This is a genomic window from Psychrobacillus sp. BM2 (genome assembly GCF_048572895.1).
In the GTDB taxonomy this organism is placed as follows: Bacteria; Bacillota; Bacilli; order Bacillales_A; family Planococcaceae; genus Psychrobacillus.
In genome coordinates, this window is sequence record NZ_CP183878.1 from 571683 (window position 1) to 592527 (window position 20845).

Annotated in this window: 15 protein-coding genes and 2 riboswitches; of the genes, 14 read left to right on the top strand and 1 reads right to left on the bottom strand. The window is 37.7% G+C overall.

All coding sequences use genetic code 11. The annotated features are described in order from the left end of the window. Positions 1-569 precede the first annotated feature (569 nt). From ACN6MX_RS02525 to ACN6MX_RS02555, 7 genes are all read left to right on the top strand, one after another. Positions 570-5450: a S8 family serine peptidase gene (locus tag ACN6MX_RS02525; RefSeq protein WP_419961112.1), complete on the top strand. Its 4881-nt coding sequence runs from the start codon at positions 570-572 to the stop codon at positions 5448-5450. Positions 5451-5934: 484 nt separating this feature from the next. Next, positions 5935-6018: riboswitch (cyclic di-GMP riboswitch) on the top strand. Positions 6019-6177: 159 nt separating this feature from the next. Then, entirely contained in the window at positions 6178-6624 is a 447-nt protein-coding gene (locus ACN6MX_RS02530; protein WP_419961113.1) for a DUF5305 family protein, read from the top strand. A gap of 40 nt (positions 6625-6664) precedes the next feature. Then, positions 6665-8269 (top strand): sensor histidine kinase, encoded by a 1605-nt coding sequence (locus tag ACN6MX_RS02535; protein ID WP_419961114.1) that lies wholly within the window; start codon positions 6665-6667, stop codon positions 8267-8269. Further along, complete coding sequence (locus ACN6MX_RS02540) at positions 8269-8913, top strand: response regulator (protein ID WP_419961115.1); 645 nt, start codon at positions 8269-8271, stop codon at positions 8911-8913. The genes ACN6MX_RS02535 and ACN6MX_RS02540 overlap by 1 nt, the downstream gene beginning before the upstream one ends. Before the next feature lie 162 nt (positions 8914-9075). Further along, positions 9076-9158, top strand: a riboswitch (cyclic di-GMP riboswitch). A 94-nt stretch (positions 9159-9252) separates the two neighbouring features. Next, entirely contained in the window at positions 9253-9564 is a 312-nt protein-coding gene (locus ACN6MX_RS02545; RefSeq protein WP_419961116.1) for a DUF5305 family protein, read from the top strand. Positions 9565-9950: 386 nt separating this feature from the next. After that, the gene (locus tag ACN6MX_RS02550; protein WP_419961117.1) at positions 9951-11936 is read left to right on the top strand and encodes an S-layer homology domain-containing protein; all 1986 of its coding nucleotides are present in this window, start codon (positions 9951-9953) and stop codon (positions 11934-11936) included. 390 nt (positions 11937-12326) lie between these two features. Beyond that, positions 12327-13073 (top strand): hypothetical protein, encoded by a 747-nt coding sequence (locus ACN6MX_RS02555; protein WP_419961118.1) that lies wholly within the window; start codon positions 12327-12329, stop codon positions 13071-13073. 92 nt (positions 13074-13165) lie between these two features. Here ACN6MX_RS02555 and ACN6MX_RS02560 read toward each other — a convergent pair whose 3' ends face one another. Then, entirely contained in the window at positions 13166-13630 is a 465-nt protein-coding gene (locus ACN6MX_RS02560; RefSeq protein WP_419961119.1) for a VanZ family protein, read from the bottom strand. 170 nt (positions 13631-13800) lie between these two features. Here ACN6MX_RS02560 and ACN6MX_RS02565 point away from each other — a divergent pair, with 170 nt between their 5' ends. The 7 genes from ACN6MX_RS02565 to ACN6MX_RS02595 all read left to right on the top strand — a co-directional run bounded on the left by ACN6MX_RS02565 (position 13801) and on the right by ACN6MX_RS02595 (position 20844). Further along, positions 13801-14532 carry a YveK family protein gene (locus tag ACN6MX_RS02565; protein WP_419961120.1) on the top strand — a complete coding sequence of 244 codons (732 nt, stop codon included), beginning with the start codon at positions 13801-13803 and terminating at the stop codon, positions 14530-14532. A 2-nt stretch (positions 14533-14534) separates the two neighbouring features. Beyond that, on the top strand, positions 14535-15242 hold the full coding sequence (locus tag ACN6MX_RS02570; RefSeq protein ID WP_419961121.1) for a CpsD/CapB family tyrosine-protein kinase: 708 nt from the start codon (positions 14535-14537) through the stop codon (positions 15240-15242). A 66-nt stretch (positions 15243-15308) separates the two neighbouring features. Then, the gene (locus ACN6MX_RS02575) at positions 15309-16076 is read left to right on the top strand and encodes a tyrosine-protein phosphatase (protein ID WP_419961122.1); all 768 of its coding nucleotides are present in this window, start codon (positions 15309-15311) and stop codon (positions 16074-16076) included. A gap of 214 nt (positions 16077-16290) precedes the next feature. After that, positions 16291-18138, top strand: coding sequence for a polysaccharide biosynthesis protein (locus tag ACN6MX_RS02580; protein WP_419961123.1), 1848 nt, complete (start codon positions 16291-16293; stop codon positions 18136-18138). A gap of 23 nt (positions 18139-18161) precedes the next feature. Next, positions 18162-19049: a UTP--glucose-1-phosphate uridylyltransferase GalU gene (gene galU / locus ACN6MX_RS02585; RefSeq protein ID WP_419961124.1), complete on the top strand. Its 888-nt coding sequence runs from the start codon at positions 18162-18164 to the stop codon at positions 19047-19049. A gap of 30 nt (positions 19050-19079) precedes the next feature. Continuing rightward, complete coding sequence (locus ACN6MX_RS02590) at positions 19080-19208, top strand: hypothetical protein (protein WP_419961125.1); 129 nt, start codon at positions 19080-19082, stop codon at positions 19206-19208. 409 nt (positions 19209-19617) lie between these two features. After that, positions 19618-20844 carry a DegT/DnrJ/EryC1/StrS family aminotransferase gene (locus ACN6MX_RS02595; RefSeq protein ID WP_419961126.1) on the top strand — a complete coding sequence of 409 codons (1227 nt, stop codon included), beginning with the start codon at positions 19618-19620 and terminating at the stop codon, positions 20842-20844. The last annotated feature ends 1 nt before the right edge of the window (position 20845 follow it).

Below are 20845 nucleotides of genomic sequence, written 5' to 3' on the forward strand. Positions count from 1 at the left end.
CATGCCTTTCTATACGAGAGAGATCTTCAGCTATACGAGAGCGATCCGCCTCTGAACGAGAGAGCACCTTCTGAACGAGAGCGAATGCCATCGATACGAGAGAGATCTTCACCTATACGAGAGCGATCTGCCTCTATATGAGAGAGCACCTTCTGAACGAGAGCGAATGCCACCGATACGAGAGAGATCTTCACCTATACGAGAGCGATCTGCCTCTATATGAGAGAGCACCTTCTGAACGAGAGCGAATGCCACCGATACGAGAGAGATCTCCACCCATACGAGAGCAAACCACCTCTATACGAGAGACCTACCACCGAATACGAAAACCACACCCAAAATCCACCAGATCCTGCCCCAGAACTCACTCAATCCCCCAACAAAAATATCAATCACTTAATTTTTTCATAGCATGGCCCATCTATTCATACAATGTATAAGTATCACGTTAAACATCGCTGAATCTGATGTTTTAACAAAAATCCTAATGATACATGTAGAAAGGATGCGGTCTTTTAAGAACATGTAGAAACTTTGCGGCACAAATTTGCTGAACAGGGGGAAATCTAATGAAGAAGAAAAAAATGTTTAACAAAGCCTTTAATGCGTTCCTAATCTTTATGATGGTCTTTGCATTGTTAGCTCCAACAAATGCGTTTGCTAACACGGAGAAGAATCCGTTTAAATCAGAGCAACAAAGCGAAAGCGCATTAGCAATGAAAGCGGCCATCGCTGAACAACTAAATCTAACGAGTAATGGTCCAACACTTCACAAAGATTTACAAGGTTTAGCTGGGGATGAAGAAGTTGCAGTTATTGTTCATCTTTCGGAAAAACCTGTAGCACTTGAAAAAGGAATAAAAGAATTAGCAGGCAAAAGTTTCACGCAATCAGAGGCAAGTGCGGTGAAAGCGAAAGTAATTTCACAACAGGCATCTGTAAAAAAAGAGATGAACAATAAAAGTATTTCTTATAAAGAAATTTTTTCGTATAACACAGTATTAAACGGATTTGCAGCTAACGTAAAAGCTAGCGATATTTCCGAACTATTAACGATTAAAGGCGTTACATTAGTAGAGCCAGACACAACAATGTATGCAATGGAAGATTCTAGTTCACTTCAACCATCAAATCCAGAAATCGATACGCCAGTTGATGCTGCGATGAATACTAGTATTTCTTTCCTAGGGATCGAAAAGCTTTGGAATGAAGGAATCCAAGGGCAAGGTGTTAAAGTTGCGGTACTTGATACAGGAATCGATGCGAATCATCCAGAATTTGCGGGCATTTATAAAGGTGGAAAGAACTTTATCCCAAATTCATCTACCTATACAAGAACTCGTGCTGCGGATGATGCTTCTGAAACATCACCTGTAGAACGTCCAGCTGGAACACCTGAATTTCATCCTACTACTGGAAGTGAATTCTACACATCTCACGGCACGCATGTTGCCGGTACAATTGCAGCAATCGGAGCGAATGAGTACGGCATTAAAGGGATTGCACCTAAAGTAGATCTTTATATGTACCGTGTACTTGGAGCATACGGAAGTGGATCTTCTTCAGGCATTGTGAAAGCAATTGAAACAGCTGTAATTGAGAAAATGGATGTTATCAATCTATCACTTGGTGGAGGGGCTAACTCAGAAACAGATGCTGGATCATTTGCGATTAATAATGCAATGATGGCTGGTACAATCGGGGTTATTGCAACTGGTAATGATGGTCCAAATCGTGGGACGATGGGAACTCCAGGTACTGCGCGTTTAGGAATTGCAGTTGGTAATACTACGAATCCTGAAACAATGTATAACGGAGAAGTTAAAGTTACAGTAGGAAACTACAAGTTAACAAAACAACTTCAATTAATGGGTACTACTTTCGGTAAGGATGCAGCAACACAACTTCAAGGTGAATTTGACATAGTAGCAGTTCCTGGAAACGGGGAAGCAAAGGATTATCAAGGAATTGATGTGAAAGGAAAAGTTGCATTGATCTCTCGTGGAAGCATTGCATTTGTTGATAAGATTGACTATGCAAAAGCGAACGGGGCAGTTGCAACTATTATCCATAACTTTGCAGGTGGTACGAACGCACCGAATGCATCCGGAACATTCTTAGGAGACTCATTTGCATTTGTTCCAACATACGATATGTCCCAAACAGATGGCGATGCAATTCGTGCAGCGTTAAAAGAGGCAAAAGGAAAAGTTTCTTTTGGTAATTTTAACTCCACAAAAACTCTCGGAGATGATGTAAATGATTCCAGTTCACGTGGACCATCTACACCAAACTTTGACATTAAACCAGATGTAAGTGCACCTGGAACGAATATTATGTCTACTATTCCGATGTACAAAGCGGATTTCCCTAATGCTGTTTATAATGAGGCATATGATCGCAAAACGGGAACATCAATGGCAACACCACATATTGCTGGTATCGCAGCACTTGTTAAACAAGCAAACCCGAAATGGAATGCGTTTGACGTAAAAGTAGCCATTTCAAATACAGCGAAAATCCTGGATACCAAAAAGTATGATGTATTCGCACAAGGTGCAGGCCGTGTAAATGCATATGCGGCAGCTCATCCAAGTGCTCTTGCTTATGGACTTGATAAGGCCGTTTTAGATGCTACCGGTGCAGTGGTTGATAACCTAAAAGGGACAGTTACTTTTGGTCCACAGCCACTGACAGAAAATCGTTCTGTTACAAAACAAATTCTAGTAAAGGATTTGAAGGGTGCTGGAAGCTCTTATCAAGTAACAGTTGAAACGACAAAATCATTTGGTAATGCAAAAGTGACGGTGGATAAACCGACTTTCACGTTGAATGGCGATCAACTGTTAAACGTTACGTTAACAGCTTCAAAAGCTACAGCACCAAAAGGCTCTGAGATACTAGGATATATCCGCATTAACGGTGGAGGTTCCGAAATTTCATTGCCATTTGCAGCTGACTTAAGTAGCGTAGTACCAATAGAAATTAAGGATATGAAAATAACAGAAACAGACTTATCCTTTAATGGGGATAAGGTGAAGGACGAAGCCGTTCTTTCATTCACGCTGACTGGCAATGTAGCAACAAACTATATCGAACTTTGGGATATCATGAATCCTGAAGGTGGAGAATATGAAGATGGCTACATCGGTTACTTACACGCAGCTTCTTCCCTTGCGAAAGGATCCTATACTCTACCTATTAAGGGACAGTACCAACCATGGGACGGTACGCCTGCAACAACAATTCCAGATGGTTTATATACGATTGACTTTTCTGCAAGTTCAACTACAGGAACTCTTGGTGACTATGTTGGACCGGTTGTTGTAAAAACAACAAAACCAGTTGTTGCAGGATCTGTTAAAGATGGGGTAGCAACAGGTCAAGTAACAGACAAATATATCGAATATAATGAAGAATTATATTTGTATGATTTAGATTATGATTTAAATGAAAAACTACATGCTTCATATATTGCCACGGTTAATGGAGAAGTAGCTAATGCTGTGGACTTCGACTTGGCACAAGATGGCTCATTCACATTCCCGGTAACAGCTGAAACAGATTCTGTTAAAATTGTTGTTAATGATGCAGCAGGTAATGTGGGAGAAGCTTTAATATATGAAAAAGAAGAAGTAGAACCAGTAGTGACACTTTCTGTAGACCCTACAGAACTTGATTTAACTACAGGGGATACAAAACAACTTACAGTTACAGAAACATTAACACCTCAAGAAGGTGATGCTACAAATGCTGACGTAACTGCTGAAGCTACGTATGTGAGCGCAAACGAAGGCATTGCAACAGTGACAAATGGTCTAGTAACAGCAGTCGGAGAAGGTTCGACTACAATTACTGTTTCATATGGTGAGAATGAAGTGACTGTAAATGTGACGGTAACAAAACCAGTCGTTGTAGAACCAGAACCAGGTACGACGACAATCACTGTAAACCCAGCACAACTGAATATTAAAACAGGAGAAACGGCACAACTTGCAGTTACAGAATACACAACATCTGAAGAAGGAAATACTACAAATGCTGACGTAACTGATGAAGCTACGTATGTGAGCGCAGACGTAAGCATCGCAACAGTAGTAAATGGTTTAGTAACTGCAGTCGGAGAAGGCTCGACAACAATTACTGTTTCATATGGTGAAAATGAAGTAGTAAGTGTAAATGTAACCGTTACAAATCCAATCGTTGATCCAGACCCAGTTGTGACACTTGCTGTAGACCCAGCCCAAATAAACTTAAAAACAGGAGAAACAGCTCCACTTAAAGTTACAGAAACAACTACGATTGAAGGGGAATCTACAGACGTTGACGTAACAGGAGATGCAGAATACGACGTTGCAGACAAAGCAATTGCATCTGTAAAAGCTGGTACAGTCACAGCAAATGCAGCGGGTGAAACAACAATCGCCATTACACATGGTAAAAATACAGTAACGGTTAATGTAGTAGTTACTGATCCAGAACCAGTAAAAGAAATTAAATTAGCAGTAGATAAAACAAATGTTTCAATCGAAAAGGGTAAAACAGCTACTGTAAAAGTAACAGAAACAACAACAGTTGCAGGTGAATCTACAGATGTTGACGTAACAGCTAATGCACAATACGCTGTTGAAAACGCTGCTATTGCCTCTGTTGAAGCTGGTGTTATTACCGCTAAAGCTGTCGGTAATACAAAAGTTACAGTTAAACATGGTGACAAAGAAGTAACGATTAACGTAACAGTAACAAATCCTACACCAACAAACCCAGGAAATCCTGGAGGTGGAGATGGTGGTGGAGGCTCTAGCCCATCTAACCCAGGGACATCGAATCCAAGTCCGACTAAACCAGACCCAGTAAAACCAGATCCAGTTAAACCTACACCACCAGTGACACCAACGCCAACACCAATTATATTTACAGACGTACCTGCTAAACATTGGGCTGCAGATTATATCCAAAAAGCTGCACAATTTGGCTTTATGAAAGGATACCCAGATGGCTCATTCAGACCAGAGCAATCTCTTACACGTGCACAAGCAACTTCCTTAATAGTTCGTGCATTAAAATTAGAAACAACAGAAGCAGCACCGTTTGAAGATATTGCAAGTTATGCGGCTGAAACAAAATCAGAAATTGCTTCGGGCTATAAATACGGCATTATCAAAGGAGATAATGGTAAATTTAAGCCTTCTGAAAAAGTAACGCGTGCACAGCTTGCTTTAATGATTGAACGCGCATATGCATTCAAAACAGGCAACAAGTACACGGCTACTAAAGTAGCACCATTCTCAGATATTGCTGCATACGATGAAGAAACGATCAATGCAATCTCTATGCTTTATGAGCTACAAGTAGTGGATGGATCAGATGGTAAATTTAACCCATCAAATCCAACAACTCGCGCTCAAGCTGCAAAAATCTTCACAAATTTTATGAGTGGCTTAAAATAATGAACTAAAAAACTCTCCTTCTGTCCAATTGGACGGGAGGAGAGTAAATTTTTGAACAATAAAAATGGAATAAAATCCCGTTCCGCAAGTAAGTCTATCCCGAGCGCAAGTTACCCAAGAAGAACCGCAAGTAACTCAAGTCAAATCGCTAGTACCACCCCATCGAGAGCAAGTAACCACCCGTTGACCGCAAGTATCGGACTAATTGCCAATTAAATCGAAATCCTTTTCCGCAGTTTTTACAAATTAATGGAATAAAATCCCGGTCCGCAAGTAAATCCCCCTCGAGCGTAAGTAACCCAAACACGACCGCAAGTAAACACCATCAAACCGCAAGTACCGCCCGATCGAGAGCAAGTAACCAACAAGTGACCGCAAGTAAATCCTTTTGCCCTAGCTTCGACAAAAAAAGAACATAATCAACAGCACAGATTGACGTATTATTTATAAAGCCGATGGTTATAATGACATAAGAAATAGCATATTTTAACAAGGATACTGTGAAATACTTCTTGTACATGGGCACCTAAGAAGTATGGAGTAATTGGTGCAACCGACCTGATTAAACTTGAGCAAGTGCTCGAGTTAATTGGGTTTTTATTATGAGATGGAGGTGACAGGTTGACGCTAATTGCTGTGTAGGCTTATATAACAGAGCAGTAGTTCTCAACTGTAGCACTTTAGGTAATAACGAAAGAGAAAGATGCACTAATCGGAGTAATTGGTAATGGGTAAAAGTATCGTAATAGATAAAGTGGAACTAGTAGAAACAACAGGCTTAAAGAAATTAGTAGAAGTACTTCCCTCTATCTTCCCTGGGGAAATCACAGCTCTACTGTTCAATCATAAACAATTGCTGAAAACTAGCGTAAAACCAATCAAATCGGAGGTGGACACTATTAACAAAAAATATGGCAAACGTATTATAACAGTGACTCAGGAAATGAAAGGTACACCGAGGTCATTTATTAAGTTGAATTCGTTTAGATCGATTCTTCAATTGGCAGATGAAAAGGGGCTTCCGGTATTTTTAAATAAGAATATGGAAGAGGGACGTCCCGTATTTTTTATCGTAGATGGCGATTGTATATATAATTATGAGACTGCGAGTAGAGAGCTAGTACGGAATACTACAATAGATCCAGCCATTAGTAGTGCGTATGCGAAGAGCTAATCTTGTTTACCAAATGTTAAAAAAGAGTCCATCAAGTAATTTGAACTTATTATTTCTATACCGCTATATTTCTCTACTATTGACTTCGTTTTTCTATTTGGTTGGACCTCAGCCTTCGCTTATTTTTAAAGCCGGTGTTGTAGTGTCACTAGGCGTTGTGGCATGGATTTTAACGGATTTACAATTGCGATATTTGGAGCATACGAAAATAGTGAAAATGATTGTTTTAATAGAGACGCTCGGTGTGACATTGCTGCTCATCCCAACTGGTGGCATTTCAAGCCCATTTATCTGGTATGCATTGAATCCCATTCTTGTAGCTGCAACCCTTTTAACCCCAAGGTTTAGTTGGGGAACATTAACACTTTACCTTGCAACTGCTACATTTATCGCTAATAGGAATGATAGCATAATCTTCGTTTTAGCTAACCAATCCTATTTTTATCTCGTCTGTATATTGATCACATTACTTGCTACTTTATTTTCTGGACTAACGAAGGAACTACTTCAAGTAAATGGAAAACTAGCGAATACGAATGAAAAATACCAAGAGACATTAGAGCATATCATGTCCCTTTACCATATGTTAGAAAACTCTTCTTCCCATAAAAATCCAAAAAAGCTAACAGACGCCATGACGATGACATTGATGAAATGCTTGCAAAAGGATACCGCCTTCTTTTGGGTAACGGATCATGCCTTTCAAAATAGCTATACATCAAATGAAACAACAAATAGAAATCTAGAAATGGATTTAACTAACGATTGGAAGCATCTTCGAAAACAAAAGGACGCTTTTACCCATACGTATCATAACGAACAATATTGGATGAAGGTTATTAGAACAACCGAGTATATAGGAGTAATTGGCGTAAACGCTTCTATTAATACAGAAGTAAAAAACACATTTTTATTCCACCGCATATTCGAATTTCTCGCAGAGCTAAGTGAAATGATGCTAGAGAGAATTCATATGGATCAAATGATGAGTCAGCTCTCAATCAGTGAAGAGCAAAATCGAATTGCCAATGAAATACATGATAGTGTGTCACAAAGATTATTTGGAATGGTCTATTCATTGCATAGTTTACAAATGAAAAGTCGGAATATTTCAACTGACGAATTAGAGAAGGAATTTGAATTTCTGTCACAGACTGCCAATACGACGATGAAAGAGCTACGAGCATCTATTTATCGATTAAGTACGGTTAAAAAAGGAGAAAAACCATTTCTTGTCCTTATCGAAAATTACTTGGTGGAATACGCAAAGTTAAATGACATTCGCATTGTCTATGACATTACAGGCAAGGAATCTTCTATTTCAGCAAATACAAAAAATGAACTATATCGCATCATTTGTGAAGCATGTGGGAATGCCGTTCGACACGGTAAGTGTACACTTATCGAAGTAAAACTAGCTTTGGAGGAAGAGAGAACTTGCTTAGTCATTAAGGATAATGGAATAGGTATTCAGACCAAGACTGTGTCTATGAAAGAACAAGGAATTGGGTTATCCAATATGCAAAATATTGTACATTCCTTAGGAGGTATATTTGAAATAGGAACCCCTTATAAAATGGGAACTACCATCCAGATTGATATTCCACATATAAAAACACATAAAAAACAAGAGGTGTTTGGGTAATGACAGTGGTTATAATTGACGATCATCCATTAATTCGAAGAGGGTTGAATTCACTATTTTCCTTAAGCGGATCATTGAAAGTGCTTGGAGAAGCTACTAATAGAAGAGAGGCTATCGAAGTGTTAAATGCAGTAAAACCAGAGATAGCAATAGTAGATCTTCGTTTAGGAGAGGAATCAGGGCTCGAACTAATAACAGAAGCAATCCGCTTAGGTATTACGAGCAAATTTGTCATACTTACATCCTCCACAAACGGCGAAGACTTTAAAAAAGCAAAAGAAATAGGAGTTGCGGGTTATTTGCTGAAGGAAGCACTACCCGAAGAACTATTGCATGCACTGCAAATGATCAGGAGAGGTCGTAAATACTACGATCCGACCGTTTTAGATTTAATGATGACAGAGAAAATCCCTGTAGAAGAAAGTGGTCATTTTGAACAGCTCACACCAAAGGAAAAGGAAATTCTTATCGAGCTCGGCAAAGGACATTCTAACAAGGAAATCTCTAAAACCCTCTATATAACCGAATTCACCGTAAAAAAGCACGTCAGTCAAGTGTTTGCCAAGCTTGGTCTCGCAGACAGAACCCAAGCCGCTTTATACGCTAATGCTAAAGGCCTCGTCAAATACGTTATAAACTCTTAAGGCGCCCCTGTGTTGAACCGCGTCCCTATGTCAGCCTCAATTGCTCCTCAAATTGTGGCTGACATAGGGACGCTTGTTAAATTTCGACATAAATAGACTTTATTCAGCAGCATAAAACGACTTACTTTTTAGGTAAAACTTGTATATAATGTGTTTATATAAACATATCAAGGATACTGTGAAATACTTCTTGTAGATGGGCACCTAAGAAGTGTGGAGTAATTGGTGCAACCGACCTGATTAAACTTGAGCTTAAGCTCGATTTAATTGGGTCTTTTTTATGAGATGGAAATGACGTTGTGAGCCGCGTCCCTGTGTCAGACTCAATTGTCCCTCAAATTGTGGCTGACACAGGGACGCCTATTAAGGAAACGGGAGGTACTGATGATTAACAAAAGATATGGTAAACGGATTATTACAGTGACGCAGGAGATGAAAGGTGCACCGAAATCGACTATTATGTTGGATTCGTTTAAATCAATTCTTCAATTAGCTGATGAAAAGGAACTTCCTATATTTCTAAATAAAAATCCACAAGAAGGGCGGCCAACATTTTTTATAGTGGATGACGATTACTTATATAATTACGAGACTGTGAGTAGAGAATTAGTACAGAATACTACAATAGAGCCACCCATTAGTAATATGTAAGCGGAGAACAATTCTGGTTTATACATATATAATTTCTTGGAAAGGGACATTCCAAGAAGGAAATCTCTAAGCTTGGTCTGGTAGATAAAACCCAAGCAGCCCTATACACTAACGCAAAAGGTCTCGTCCAATACGTTATAAACTCTTAAAAGAGTCATCTGGTCAGTTACAGATGGCTTTTTCTTGGTGTTTCTTCAGGCACTTATAATCATATGGAAACAAAATTATTTGTGCAATAATACTGCATAATATACCACAATATGACAGAGTTTAACCTGAATGGAAATTTTTTTGGAATATTTTGTTTTAGAAATATCTTTTTATATGATATAGTTGTCCCTATAGGACATTATTATTATAGTTTTAACAAACAAGGAGGAAATTGGATGAAGAATAACAAAAAAGCTTACCAAAAACTATTTAAAGCAGCATTAGCAACATCAGTAGCTGCAGGAGCAGTGGTAACTGTAGCGCCATTTAATACAGAAGCTGCAGGTTTCTCAGATTTAAAATCGACACATGTACATTATAGTTCAATAATGGATTTAACTGACAGAGGTATCCTTAAAGGTTTTAACGATGGTACATTGAAACCGGAAGCTTCCGTTACTCGTGGACAAGCTGCAAAAATTATTGCATTAACATTAGACTTAGATACGAAAAACGTTGTGAATCCAAATTTCAAAGATATTAAAACGGACAATGAATACTATGGTCCAATTGCGGCGCTTGTAGCTAAAGGCATTGTAACTGGTAAAGAAGACGGTACATACGCACCAGGCGAAAAATTAACTCGTAGCCAAATGGCGAAAATTATTACATTAGCATTCGGATTCCAAGAAGGAAAGCTAACAGATACAAAGTTTAAAGATGTAAAAGCAAATGATTGGTACAATGGATACCTTCAAACTCTATTAGACAATGAAATTACAACTGGAACAACTGCCACTACTTTTTCTCCATATGCAAATGTGAAACGTGGTCAGATGGCATCATTCGTAGTACGTGCTGAAGCAGCTGCAAAACCTGTAACAGTTATTAGTGTGTCAGATAACTCAGTAGAAACTTCAACTGGAACCTACACAATCGCGGAAGATTTGAAAAAAGTATTTAACGCAACAAATGCAGCAGCTCTAAAAAATGCAAATATTAAATTCACTGAAAAAGACGGTCAAATCGTTGCAGTGAAATCACTTGAGATTACTGCAGCTGGAACGGAAGCAGCTAATATCGTATTAGACGGAGCAAGTTCTTCTGTTGCAGGTAGCGTAAAAGTAAATGCTGACTACGTAACAGTTAAAAACCTTACGATCAATGGTGACTTACTTGTTGCAAACGGTGTAAAAAACAGCTTTCAAGCAGACAAAATTGCAGTAAAAGGTAACACAGAAGTTTCCAACAAAACAACAGGTGTATCTGCAGCAGCATTACCAGTAGCTGCAAAAATCACTTTTGCAAATTCAACACTAACTAAAGTTGTGTTAAACAAACTAAATGCATCACTAAACCTAACAGGTACTAGTTCCGTAGCTTCTATTGATGTAGATTCAAACGCTACAGTATCAGCAGACAAAAATATTACTATTCCACGTGTAACTGCTGGAACTGGTGCTAGTGAAGTAACACTAAATGCAGCAACAAAAGATTTCTTAGTAAATTCTTTAAACTTCGCATTAAATGGTACTGCTAAAATCGAGTCAATCACACTTGTAAAGGCAGATTTAAAACTATCACTAGGCACTAGCTTGGCTATCGAAAATCTAGTATTACCAGTAGGAAAAACTGCTTCAGATGTAATCAGTAACTTTAATGCAATAAAAGGACAAATTGAAAAAATTGGCGGAGTAGCAAATCCTGACTCAGCACCAGTAGTAAATCCTGGCACTGGTGGAGGCGGTGGTGGTGTAACTACACCAACAAACCCAAACCCACCAGCTAAAACTGCTCAAGATTTATTAGATGATGCGATTCTTGCTGGAATTACAGCTGCTGATACTGCAGACGAAACAATCTCAATCGTACCATCTGGCAGAACTTATACAGTTACTATTGGCGAAACTACAAAATTACGGAACTTTGTAGGTTTAGCAGATAGCATCTATACAAATTCTAAATCAATCGCTAAACTTCAAGAAGTAACAATTAAGTATGGTAACATTACACTAGATAAAGACTTTACGAATGTAACTGATATATCTTTTGGAAATGCTGTAACAGAGGCGTTAAAAGATATTAATGCAGTAATTGATGAAGATATTACTGAAGATTCTTCATTAAGCATACTTAAAGGTAAAACGGTAACATTTACTGTTGCTGGAGAATACAATGGAACTAAGGTTGGCGGAACATACACATTTGTTTTTGCTAATTAAGATGTAGAATCAAAATTATCAATGGTTGTAACCTATATGTCCAGGTGGCATATAGGTTTTTTCTTTTAAATAGGCTATGTTTTATACCGCTATTGTTTTTTAAAAATTTTGTTGATTGGAGTGCAAGACGGCGACTCCAGCGGGAACAGCGCGAGCTGAAAGCCCCGCAGGAACGTAGTGACGAGGAGATTGAAGCCGTGCCCGCGGAAAGCGTCCGACTGGAACGGAAATCAGTTGTATAGTTTAACAGGATTTTTAATAGTAATATATTTTTTTGTAGCCATCTATAAAACTACACAATCCACCAAATTACCACAATTTTCTATACGAACTACCTAATCTCATGCTAAACTATAGATAATATACTATTTTTAACAAAAGGAGAATTCCATGAGGAAAAAGAGAAAAAAGCTGAAAATCTTCCTACTGATATCTTTAGTTATTATCCTAGGAGCTGTTGGTTACTTACTATATGAATTTAAATTTAAAACATACGATGTAGCAGACGATGAGGTTTCAGAGATTGTGGAAGATCCATATATATTGGAATTACCGGATGGTAGCAAAATCACAATGGACAAAGATGGCAATGTAGTAGAAGACTATTCTTCAACCCAAACTGCTTCCAATGAGGGCACTTCAACATCTTCAACTGACGGTGGATCATCTGAACAAATAGCAACTTCAGGCCAAGGAAGCTCAACAGATTCCAATGATACTTCTACTACAGAAGGATCAGCTGGATCTACAACTACACCAGCTTTATCTGGCAGTACAACAGTAGAACCAACAGTTGGATCGATAAAAGAAAAGTATATCCCTGCTTTTAGTGCACTTGAAGGTCAAGCAGATGCAAAGATAAACGCATTAATTGGTCGTGCAAAAACAGAGTACACAAATAAAAAAGCAAATGGGGAAGGTATCGATTTCGGTTACTTCTATAACAAATACATGGCGGCTGCAGAAGGCTTAGAAGCAAATACGGATACAATTTTTAACGGAGTTCTAGCTGCGGTGGAAAAAGACTTGGTAGCAAATGGCTTTGATAAGTCCTATGCAAAAAGCTTCAAAGATGAATACGAAGCTACAAAAAAAGCAAGAAGAGATGGTATTCTTAGTAAAGCACTAGGAAGATAAATAAGTAGCGTCCCTGTGTCAGACTCAATTGCCACTCAAATTGTGGCTGACACAGGGACGCAAGAAAAAAATCCGTTAGGACCCATTGGGTACTAACGGATTTTTTGCCTAATTCCTTTTATGCATATGTATACACTTAGAAAAGTTAAAGCACCACACATATCTAGAAATACATCCTGCCATGAAGGAGTTCGCCCACCTGTCAGCTGTTGGTGATATTCATCGGCAATTGCCAATATAAGTGTGAACAGCAGCGCTAACAAAAATCGATATCTGATCTTTGACAAAATAGCATAGAAGCCTAATGCTACTAAACCAAATAGAAAGAAATGGGCACTTTTTCTAATAACAAACTCGACAAAATGATAATAGCCCCGTTCTTCGACAGAGATTATACGACCCCAATAAGGTATTTCAACTTTCTTCAGCTGATCTTCTAGAGGTTTCGCAGCTAAAAAGTCTTCAAATATAGGTATTAGAGACTGTTGCTCGTATGTTTGACTAGAAGAGAAAAACAAAATAGTCATGAGTATAAGTAAGAAAATTAGTTTTTTCATAATAAAATAGTACCACATATTGAGTAGGATATCATTTTCATAAAATAGTCGAAAATATACATATTCCATCGAAAACTGTGAGAATTTGTAATGTAACAGGTAGAATTTATGCTATAATGGAAACAATTAGTATATAAACCAATTGGGAAGTGAAGGGGAAACAATTTAATATGGAAGAAACTATTAGTTTACAGGATTTATTTAAAACGATTAAGAAAAGAATTGCTTTAATTATCGGGTTAACTTTACTAGCAGTAATTATTGCAGGCGTTATAAGCTACTTCTTTATCACACCAATCTATCAATCTTCAACACAAATTCTTGTCAATCAACAAAAAGTCGAACAACAACAACAATATAATTCCCAAGACATACAAACGAATCTTCAATTGATTAATACATATAACGTAATTATTAAAAGTCCAGCAATTCTATCAAAAGTAATTCAAAACTTAGACTTAGATACAACCCCGGCCCTACTTACAAATAAAATCACCGTTACGAGTGAACAAAATTCACAAGTAGTAACAATCAGCGTGCAGGATCCTGAATCCTTTAAAGCAGTAGATATTGCAAATACAACTGCACAAGTATTTCAACAAGAGATTAAAAACTTAATGAATGTCGACAATGTGAATATTTTATCACCAGCAATTCAACCGGAAAATCCATCGCCAGTTAAGCCGAACAAAATGCTTAATATGGCAATTGCTGGAGTGATAGGGTTAATGCTTGGGGTAGGAATTGCCTTTTTACTAGAATACCTAGATACAACTATTAGGAAGGAACAAGATGTAGAAGAGCTCCTTCAGTTACCAATACTAGGCTTGATAAGTCCAATTCCTGAAAACAAAGAAGTGGATCTTATGACAAATGTAAGATCACGACGGAAGAAGGTGTAAACATGGCTAAAAAGAAAAAAACAAATAGTTTAAAAGATGTAGCTCGTAAACTTGTAGTGGTAACAGACCCAAAGTCTGTAGTATCCGAGCAGTTTCGTACGACCCGTACAAACATAAACTTCTCTGTGCCAGATGGTGACTTAACTACACTTCTAGTAACGTCTTCCTTACCAGCTGAAGGGAAGTCTACAGTATCCGCAAATTTAGCCTGTTTATTTGCGCAGGAAGGTAAAAAGGTAGTTCTGATTGACGCAGATATGCGTAAGCCGACTGTGCACTATACGTTTCATCTAACCAATACGATAGGATTATCTAATCTCTTAACAAAAAAATCAGATGTAATGGAAGCAGTTAAAGAAACAGACATAGAAAACCTGAAAATTATTACAAGCGGGCCTATTCCTCCCAATCCTGCTGACTTACTTAGTGCAAAGTCGATGGATGAAATAATAGTAGAACTGAAAAAAGAATTTGATCTTATATTATTTGATGCACCGCCCGTATTATCTGTGACGGATGCACAAATTTTGGCTAACAAAAGTGAGGGAACTATCTTGGTCATCAGTGCTGGATCAACCGATAAGGATAGTGCAGTAAAAGCAAAAGAGTTGTTATTAGCGTCGAAAGCGAAAATCATCGGGACTATCATGAACAACTTCAAGCTTGAAAAAGATCATTACTACTACCAGTACTATGGTACTAACGAGTAAAAGCACTTAGGTGACTTTTACTCTTTTTTTATACCTTAAAATAGAAGATTTAGGAGAATTTAAAAAATGATAGATATTCATAGCCATATTTTATATGGAGTTGATGATGGACCAGCTCAACTAGAAGAGACAATAGAAATGTTAGAACAGGCGCTTAAAGAGGGTATTACGGAAATAATATCCACCTCACACGCATTCCATCCACAATTTAATGCAAGTGCTACTATAGTAACGGAACAAATTAAATTATTGCAGCAAACGATAGAAGAAATGCAGCTACCTTTAAAATTGCATATTGGTCATGAAGTGCGATTAAAAGACAATTTAGTTGAACTAATTCAAGAACAGAAGATTCACACGCTTGCTGGCTCCAAATATTTGCTACTTGAGCTACCTTCGAGTGGCATACCTAAATATACAGTAGATATTATTCATCAGTTATTATCAGAAGATATTTTACCTATCATAGCGCATCCAGAAAGAAACAAAGCGATAGCGGATAATCCATCTCGACTGGCAAAACTCATTAATCACGGGGCTGTTGCACAAATAACGGCTGGGAGCTTAGCGGGACATTTTGGACGAGGGATTCAGAAGTTATCATTAGAGCTAGTAGATGCAAACTTAGTACATACGTATGGATCGGATGTACATAATTTGAAAAAAAGACCATTTAAATTTGATGATGGGTTAAGATATCTAGAAAAGCATAAGAGATTAGATGCTGTCGACATATTTCTTGAAAATAATGCAAGAATCGTAGAAAACAACGAAATAATTATTTTAGAGCCAGAAGAACTAGGTAAACAAAAATGGTGGAATATATTTGCGTAAGTAAATACAATTTAATAATTTTGTGATGAAAGTAAGAAAGTTATTCTGAAGTCTATTATATTTTAGTACTAACGAAAATTCTGTGTATATAACTAAAGTCCTTAATTTACGGATGATATGGGTAAAAAGGAAATATATTCTCCCACTAAATTTCCAAAGTGATATAATTACTTGTAGCCATTTTTGGAAGATTATGTTGAAAAGGAGTGTTTAGATGTCCTTACAGAAAAGAATGTCGTTATTAATAGTTGTCGATTCTGCTATCGTATTATTTTCCATATATTTAGGATACTTTGTACTCTACCCAATAAACAATCTTTTTAGTAATACATTCCTTTTAGCGAGCTCTCTTGCGATTTTCATAGCTCATCATGGATTTGCTATGTATTACGGACTTTATCGAAAAGTATGGGAATATGCCTCCATTCGGGAGCTTGTATCTATTTATAAAGCAGTTACGCTGTCGATTTTAACAGTAGCATTAGTGCAATATTTAGTAAGAGGAGATGTATTAGTACGTGCATTATCTATTACATGGATGCTACACATCTTACTAATTGGAGGATCTAGGCTTTCGTGGAGAATATTCCGGGATACATATATATTAGGAGAAAAGTCGGCGGAGGAACGCAAACGAACATTAATCATTGGAGCGGGCTCAGCTGGAACGATGATTGCACGCCAGCTACTAAAAAATACAGATTCTCCACTAAAGCCAATAGCTTTTTTGGATGACGATGCTGCGAAAAAAGGCTTAGAAATCTTTAATATACGCGTACTTGGTGGATCAGACATTATTGCTGAAGCGGTATTAGACTTGAATATTGAGCATATCATTATTGCCATTCCGTCGATGGATAGATCGACTGGTGCTATTCTTATGCAGCGTTGCCTTGATACAGGTATCCGTACACAAACAATGCCACTTATCGAGGATTTACTGACTGGTAAGGTTTCTGTCAATGAAATAAGAGATGTGAAAATTGAAGATTTACTAGGTCGTGACGAAGTAGAACTAGATTTAAATGCGATATCTTCTAAACTAACCGATAAAAAGATTTTAGTAACCGGAGCGGGCGGCTCTATTGGTTCTGAAATCTGTCGACAGGTAATAAGATTCAATCCAAAAGAAATCATTCTACTCGGTCACGGAGAAAATTCTATCTATACTATAGACATGGAATTGCGTCAAAAGGTTTCACCCAATACGAAAATAATTCCACTTATTGCAGATGTACAAGATCGTAATCGAATCTTTGACATTATGGCAAAATATAAACCGGATGTAATTTATCACGCTGCAGCTCATAAACATGTACCCCTTATGGAGTACAATCCGATGGAAGCGGTAAAAAATAATATATTTGGTACAAAAAACGTTGCAGAAGCAGCCGATATATTTGGGATTGGTCATTTTGTCATGATATCTACAGACAAAGCAGTAAATCCCCCGAATGTAATGGGTGCTACAAAACGTTTTGCTGAGATGATTGTTCAGAATCTTGCGAAAGAAAGCGAGACGAAATTCGCAGCTGTACGTTTTGGAAATGTTCTAGGTTCTAGAGGAAGTGTCGTACCACTATTTAAAAAGCAAATAGCAGCAGGTGGACCAGTCACAGTGACAGACCCAGAAATGACTCGCTATTTCATGACTATTCCAGAAGCATCTAGACTGGTCATTCAAGCAGGAACACTTGCAAGTGGTGGAGAAATTTTTGTTCTCGACATGGGTGAGCCAGTGAAAATTATTGACTTAGCTAAAAATCTTATTAAACTATCAGGCTATAACGAAAATGATATAAGGATTAACTTCGCAGGCATCCGACCTGGGGAGAAGCTATTTGAAGAATTATTAGACGAAAATGAAATTCAAAGCAAATACGTATTTCCGAAGATTCATATCGGAAAAGCAACTCCGATCAGTACGATGGAATTAGAGTATGTTTTAGAAAAACTACCGGAAATTTCTATCGATGAGATGAAGCAATTACTAATTGGACTTGCTAATCGGAAGAATGTGAAATCATTGGTAGCGGCGACTTATGCGGATGGGGTTAATTAGTTACTGAATAGGGAGTGTATAGGATGCAAAAAGTTAGAAAAGCCATTATACCAGCTGCAGGGTTAGGAACACGCTTCCTCCCTGCGACAAAAGCAATGCCGAAAGAAATGCTGCCGATTGTCGACAAACCAACCATTCAATATATTGTGGAAGAAGCTATAGAATCTGGTATTGAAGATATTATTATTGTAACAGGGAGAGGGAAAAGATCGATTGAAGATCATTTCGATAACTCGTTTGAACTGGAGCAACTACTTGAAGACAAAGGCAAGATGGATGTACTAGCAGATGTTCGTAAATCCGCCAACATTGAAATTCACTATATTCGCCAAAAAGAACCAAAAGGTCTCGGACATGCTGTATGGTGTGCACGTAAGTTCATTGGTGACGAACCATTTGCCGTATTACTAGGAGACGATATTGTCCAAGCAGAAACACCAGGCTTAAAACAATTGATGAATGTGTTTGATAAAAAGCAAACATCCGTTATTGGAGTTCAACAAGTAGAAGACCATCAAACACATCGTTACGGTATTATTGATCCCTTATCACAAGTGGGTCGTACATATGAAGTTCGAAATTTTGTAGAAAAACCAACTGCTGGGACAGCACCATCGAATTTGGCTATTATGGGGCGGTATATTTTGACTCCTGAGATTTTCAGTTTCTTGGATAGACAGGAACAAGGAGCAGGTGGAGAGATTCAACTGACGGATGCGATTCAGTATTTGAATGAATTGCAGACTGTATATGCTTACAATTTTGAAGGTAAGCGTTATGATGTTGGGGAGAAGTTGGGTTTTATACATACTACTGTGGAGATGGCACTTCAACGTGATGAGTTAAGAACTGATTTACTTCTGTATCTTGAGAATCTATTAGAGCACGAGAAAAATCTAAGTAGAAAATAATCCACTATATAATAGAAGGAAGTCATATAAATGAACGAAAGAATCTTCCTTTCATCTCCACATATGAGTGATGAAGGCTATGATAACATCTTAACCAAGAGCAGCATGTGTATGCTTATGATTTTGAAGGTAAGTGATATGATGTTGGGGAAAAGTTAGGGTTTATACAGACTACTATTGAGATGGCTTTGTGGGATGATGGGTTGCGAGATGAGTTGTTGGTTTATCTTGATGAACCGATGACTAGCGTTTGGTGATATAGGAAATAGCATAAAGAAGCCCATTTGGCTTTGCTTTTATAAAGATTTAGATATTTGTTTACAAAGAGATGTAATTAATAGGAAGGCAGTCTTGATAAATCCAAGATAGAATATTTCTTCCAACCCCACATACTAGTGATTATTTAGATTGAATGATGAATCCAACTTAAGTATAAAGAAAGTTGGATGGGTATTTAGTGGTTTAGTAGTTGGTTGGACATAATGAAAATTCCAGTTAAGCACTAAGCAACTATAGTAACATTTATAATGCTATAAACCTAAATCTGAATAAAGCGAGGAAAACTTAAATGAAAGATACTGAAGTGAGAAATATACCTTTCTCTCCCCCTGATATAACTGATGCAGAGATTGCAGAAGTTGTAAAAGCGATGAAGTCTGGTTGGATTACAACTGGACCAAGAACGAAAGAGTTTGAAAAGAAAATAGCTGAATATGTGGGTACAAATAAAGCTGTTTGCTTAAATTCCGCAACTGCAGCTATGGAGCTTACTCTTCGTATTTTAGGGATAGGACCTGGTGATGAGGTCATTACTTCTGCATACACCTACACAGCATCTGCTTCAATTATTGAACATGTTGGGGCGAAGATTGTGTTAGTTGATACCGCATCAAATTCTTTTGAGATGGATTATTCAAAACTAGCAGATGCGATTACAGATAAGACAAAAGCTATAATTCCTGTCGATATAGCAGGGAAGATGTGTGACTACAATACGATATATGAGATTGTAGAAAGCAAGAAAGACCTATTTAAAGCAAACAACCAACTTCAAATGTTATTTAATAGAATAATTGTAATGACTGATGCGGCACATGCATTTGGAGCTGAAAGAAATGGATTGAAATGTGGACAAGTTGCAGATTTTACTTGCTTTTCTTTCCATGCAGTAAAAAATCTTACAACAGCAGAAGGTGGTGCTGTTGTTTGGAGTAATGGCATTGGGTTAGATGATAAATGGCTTTATAAACAATATATGCTATATAGCCTTCATGGCCAGTCTAAAGATGCACTGGCAAAAACACAAATAGGTGCATGGGAATATGACATTGTCTATCCCGCATATAAGTGCAATATGACGGATATAATGGCTGGATCTGGATTAGTACAATTAAATAGGTATGAAGGTCTCATGAAAAGACGTAAAGAGATTATTGAGATGTACGATAATGCACTATTGCCACTAGGTATTCAAAGTTTGCAACATTATGGTGAGGACTTTTCTTCTTCGGGGCATCTTTATTTAGCGAGGATTCCTAGGATTACGGAAGTTGAGAGAAATGAAATAATTATTAAAATGGCAGAGGCTGGGATTGCTTGTAATGTTCACTATAAGCCACTGCCTATGTTTACGGCTTATAAGAATTTAGGGTTTGAGATTAGTAATTATCCAAACGCCTTAGCCATGTATCAAAATGAAGTTACGCTACCACTCCATACTTTGTTAACAGATGAAGATATTGAGTATGTTATAAATGCATTTAAGAGTGTAATTAAAGAAGTTAAGCAAGGGTGAT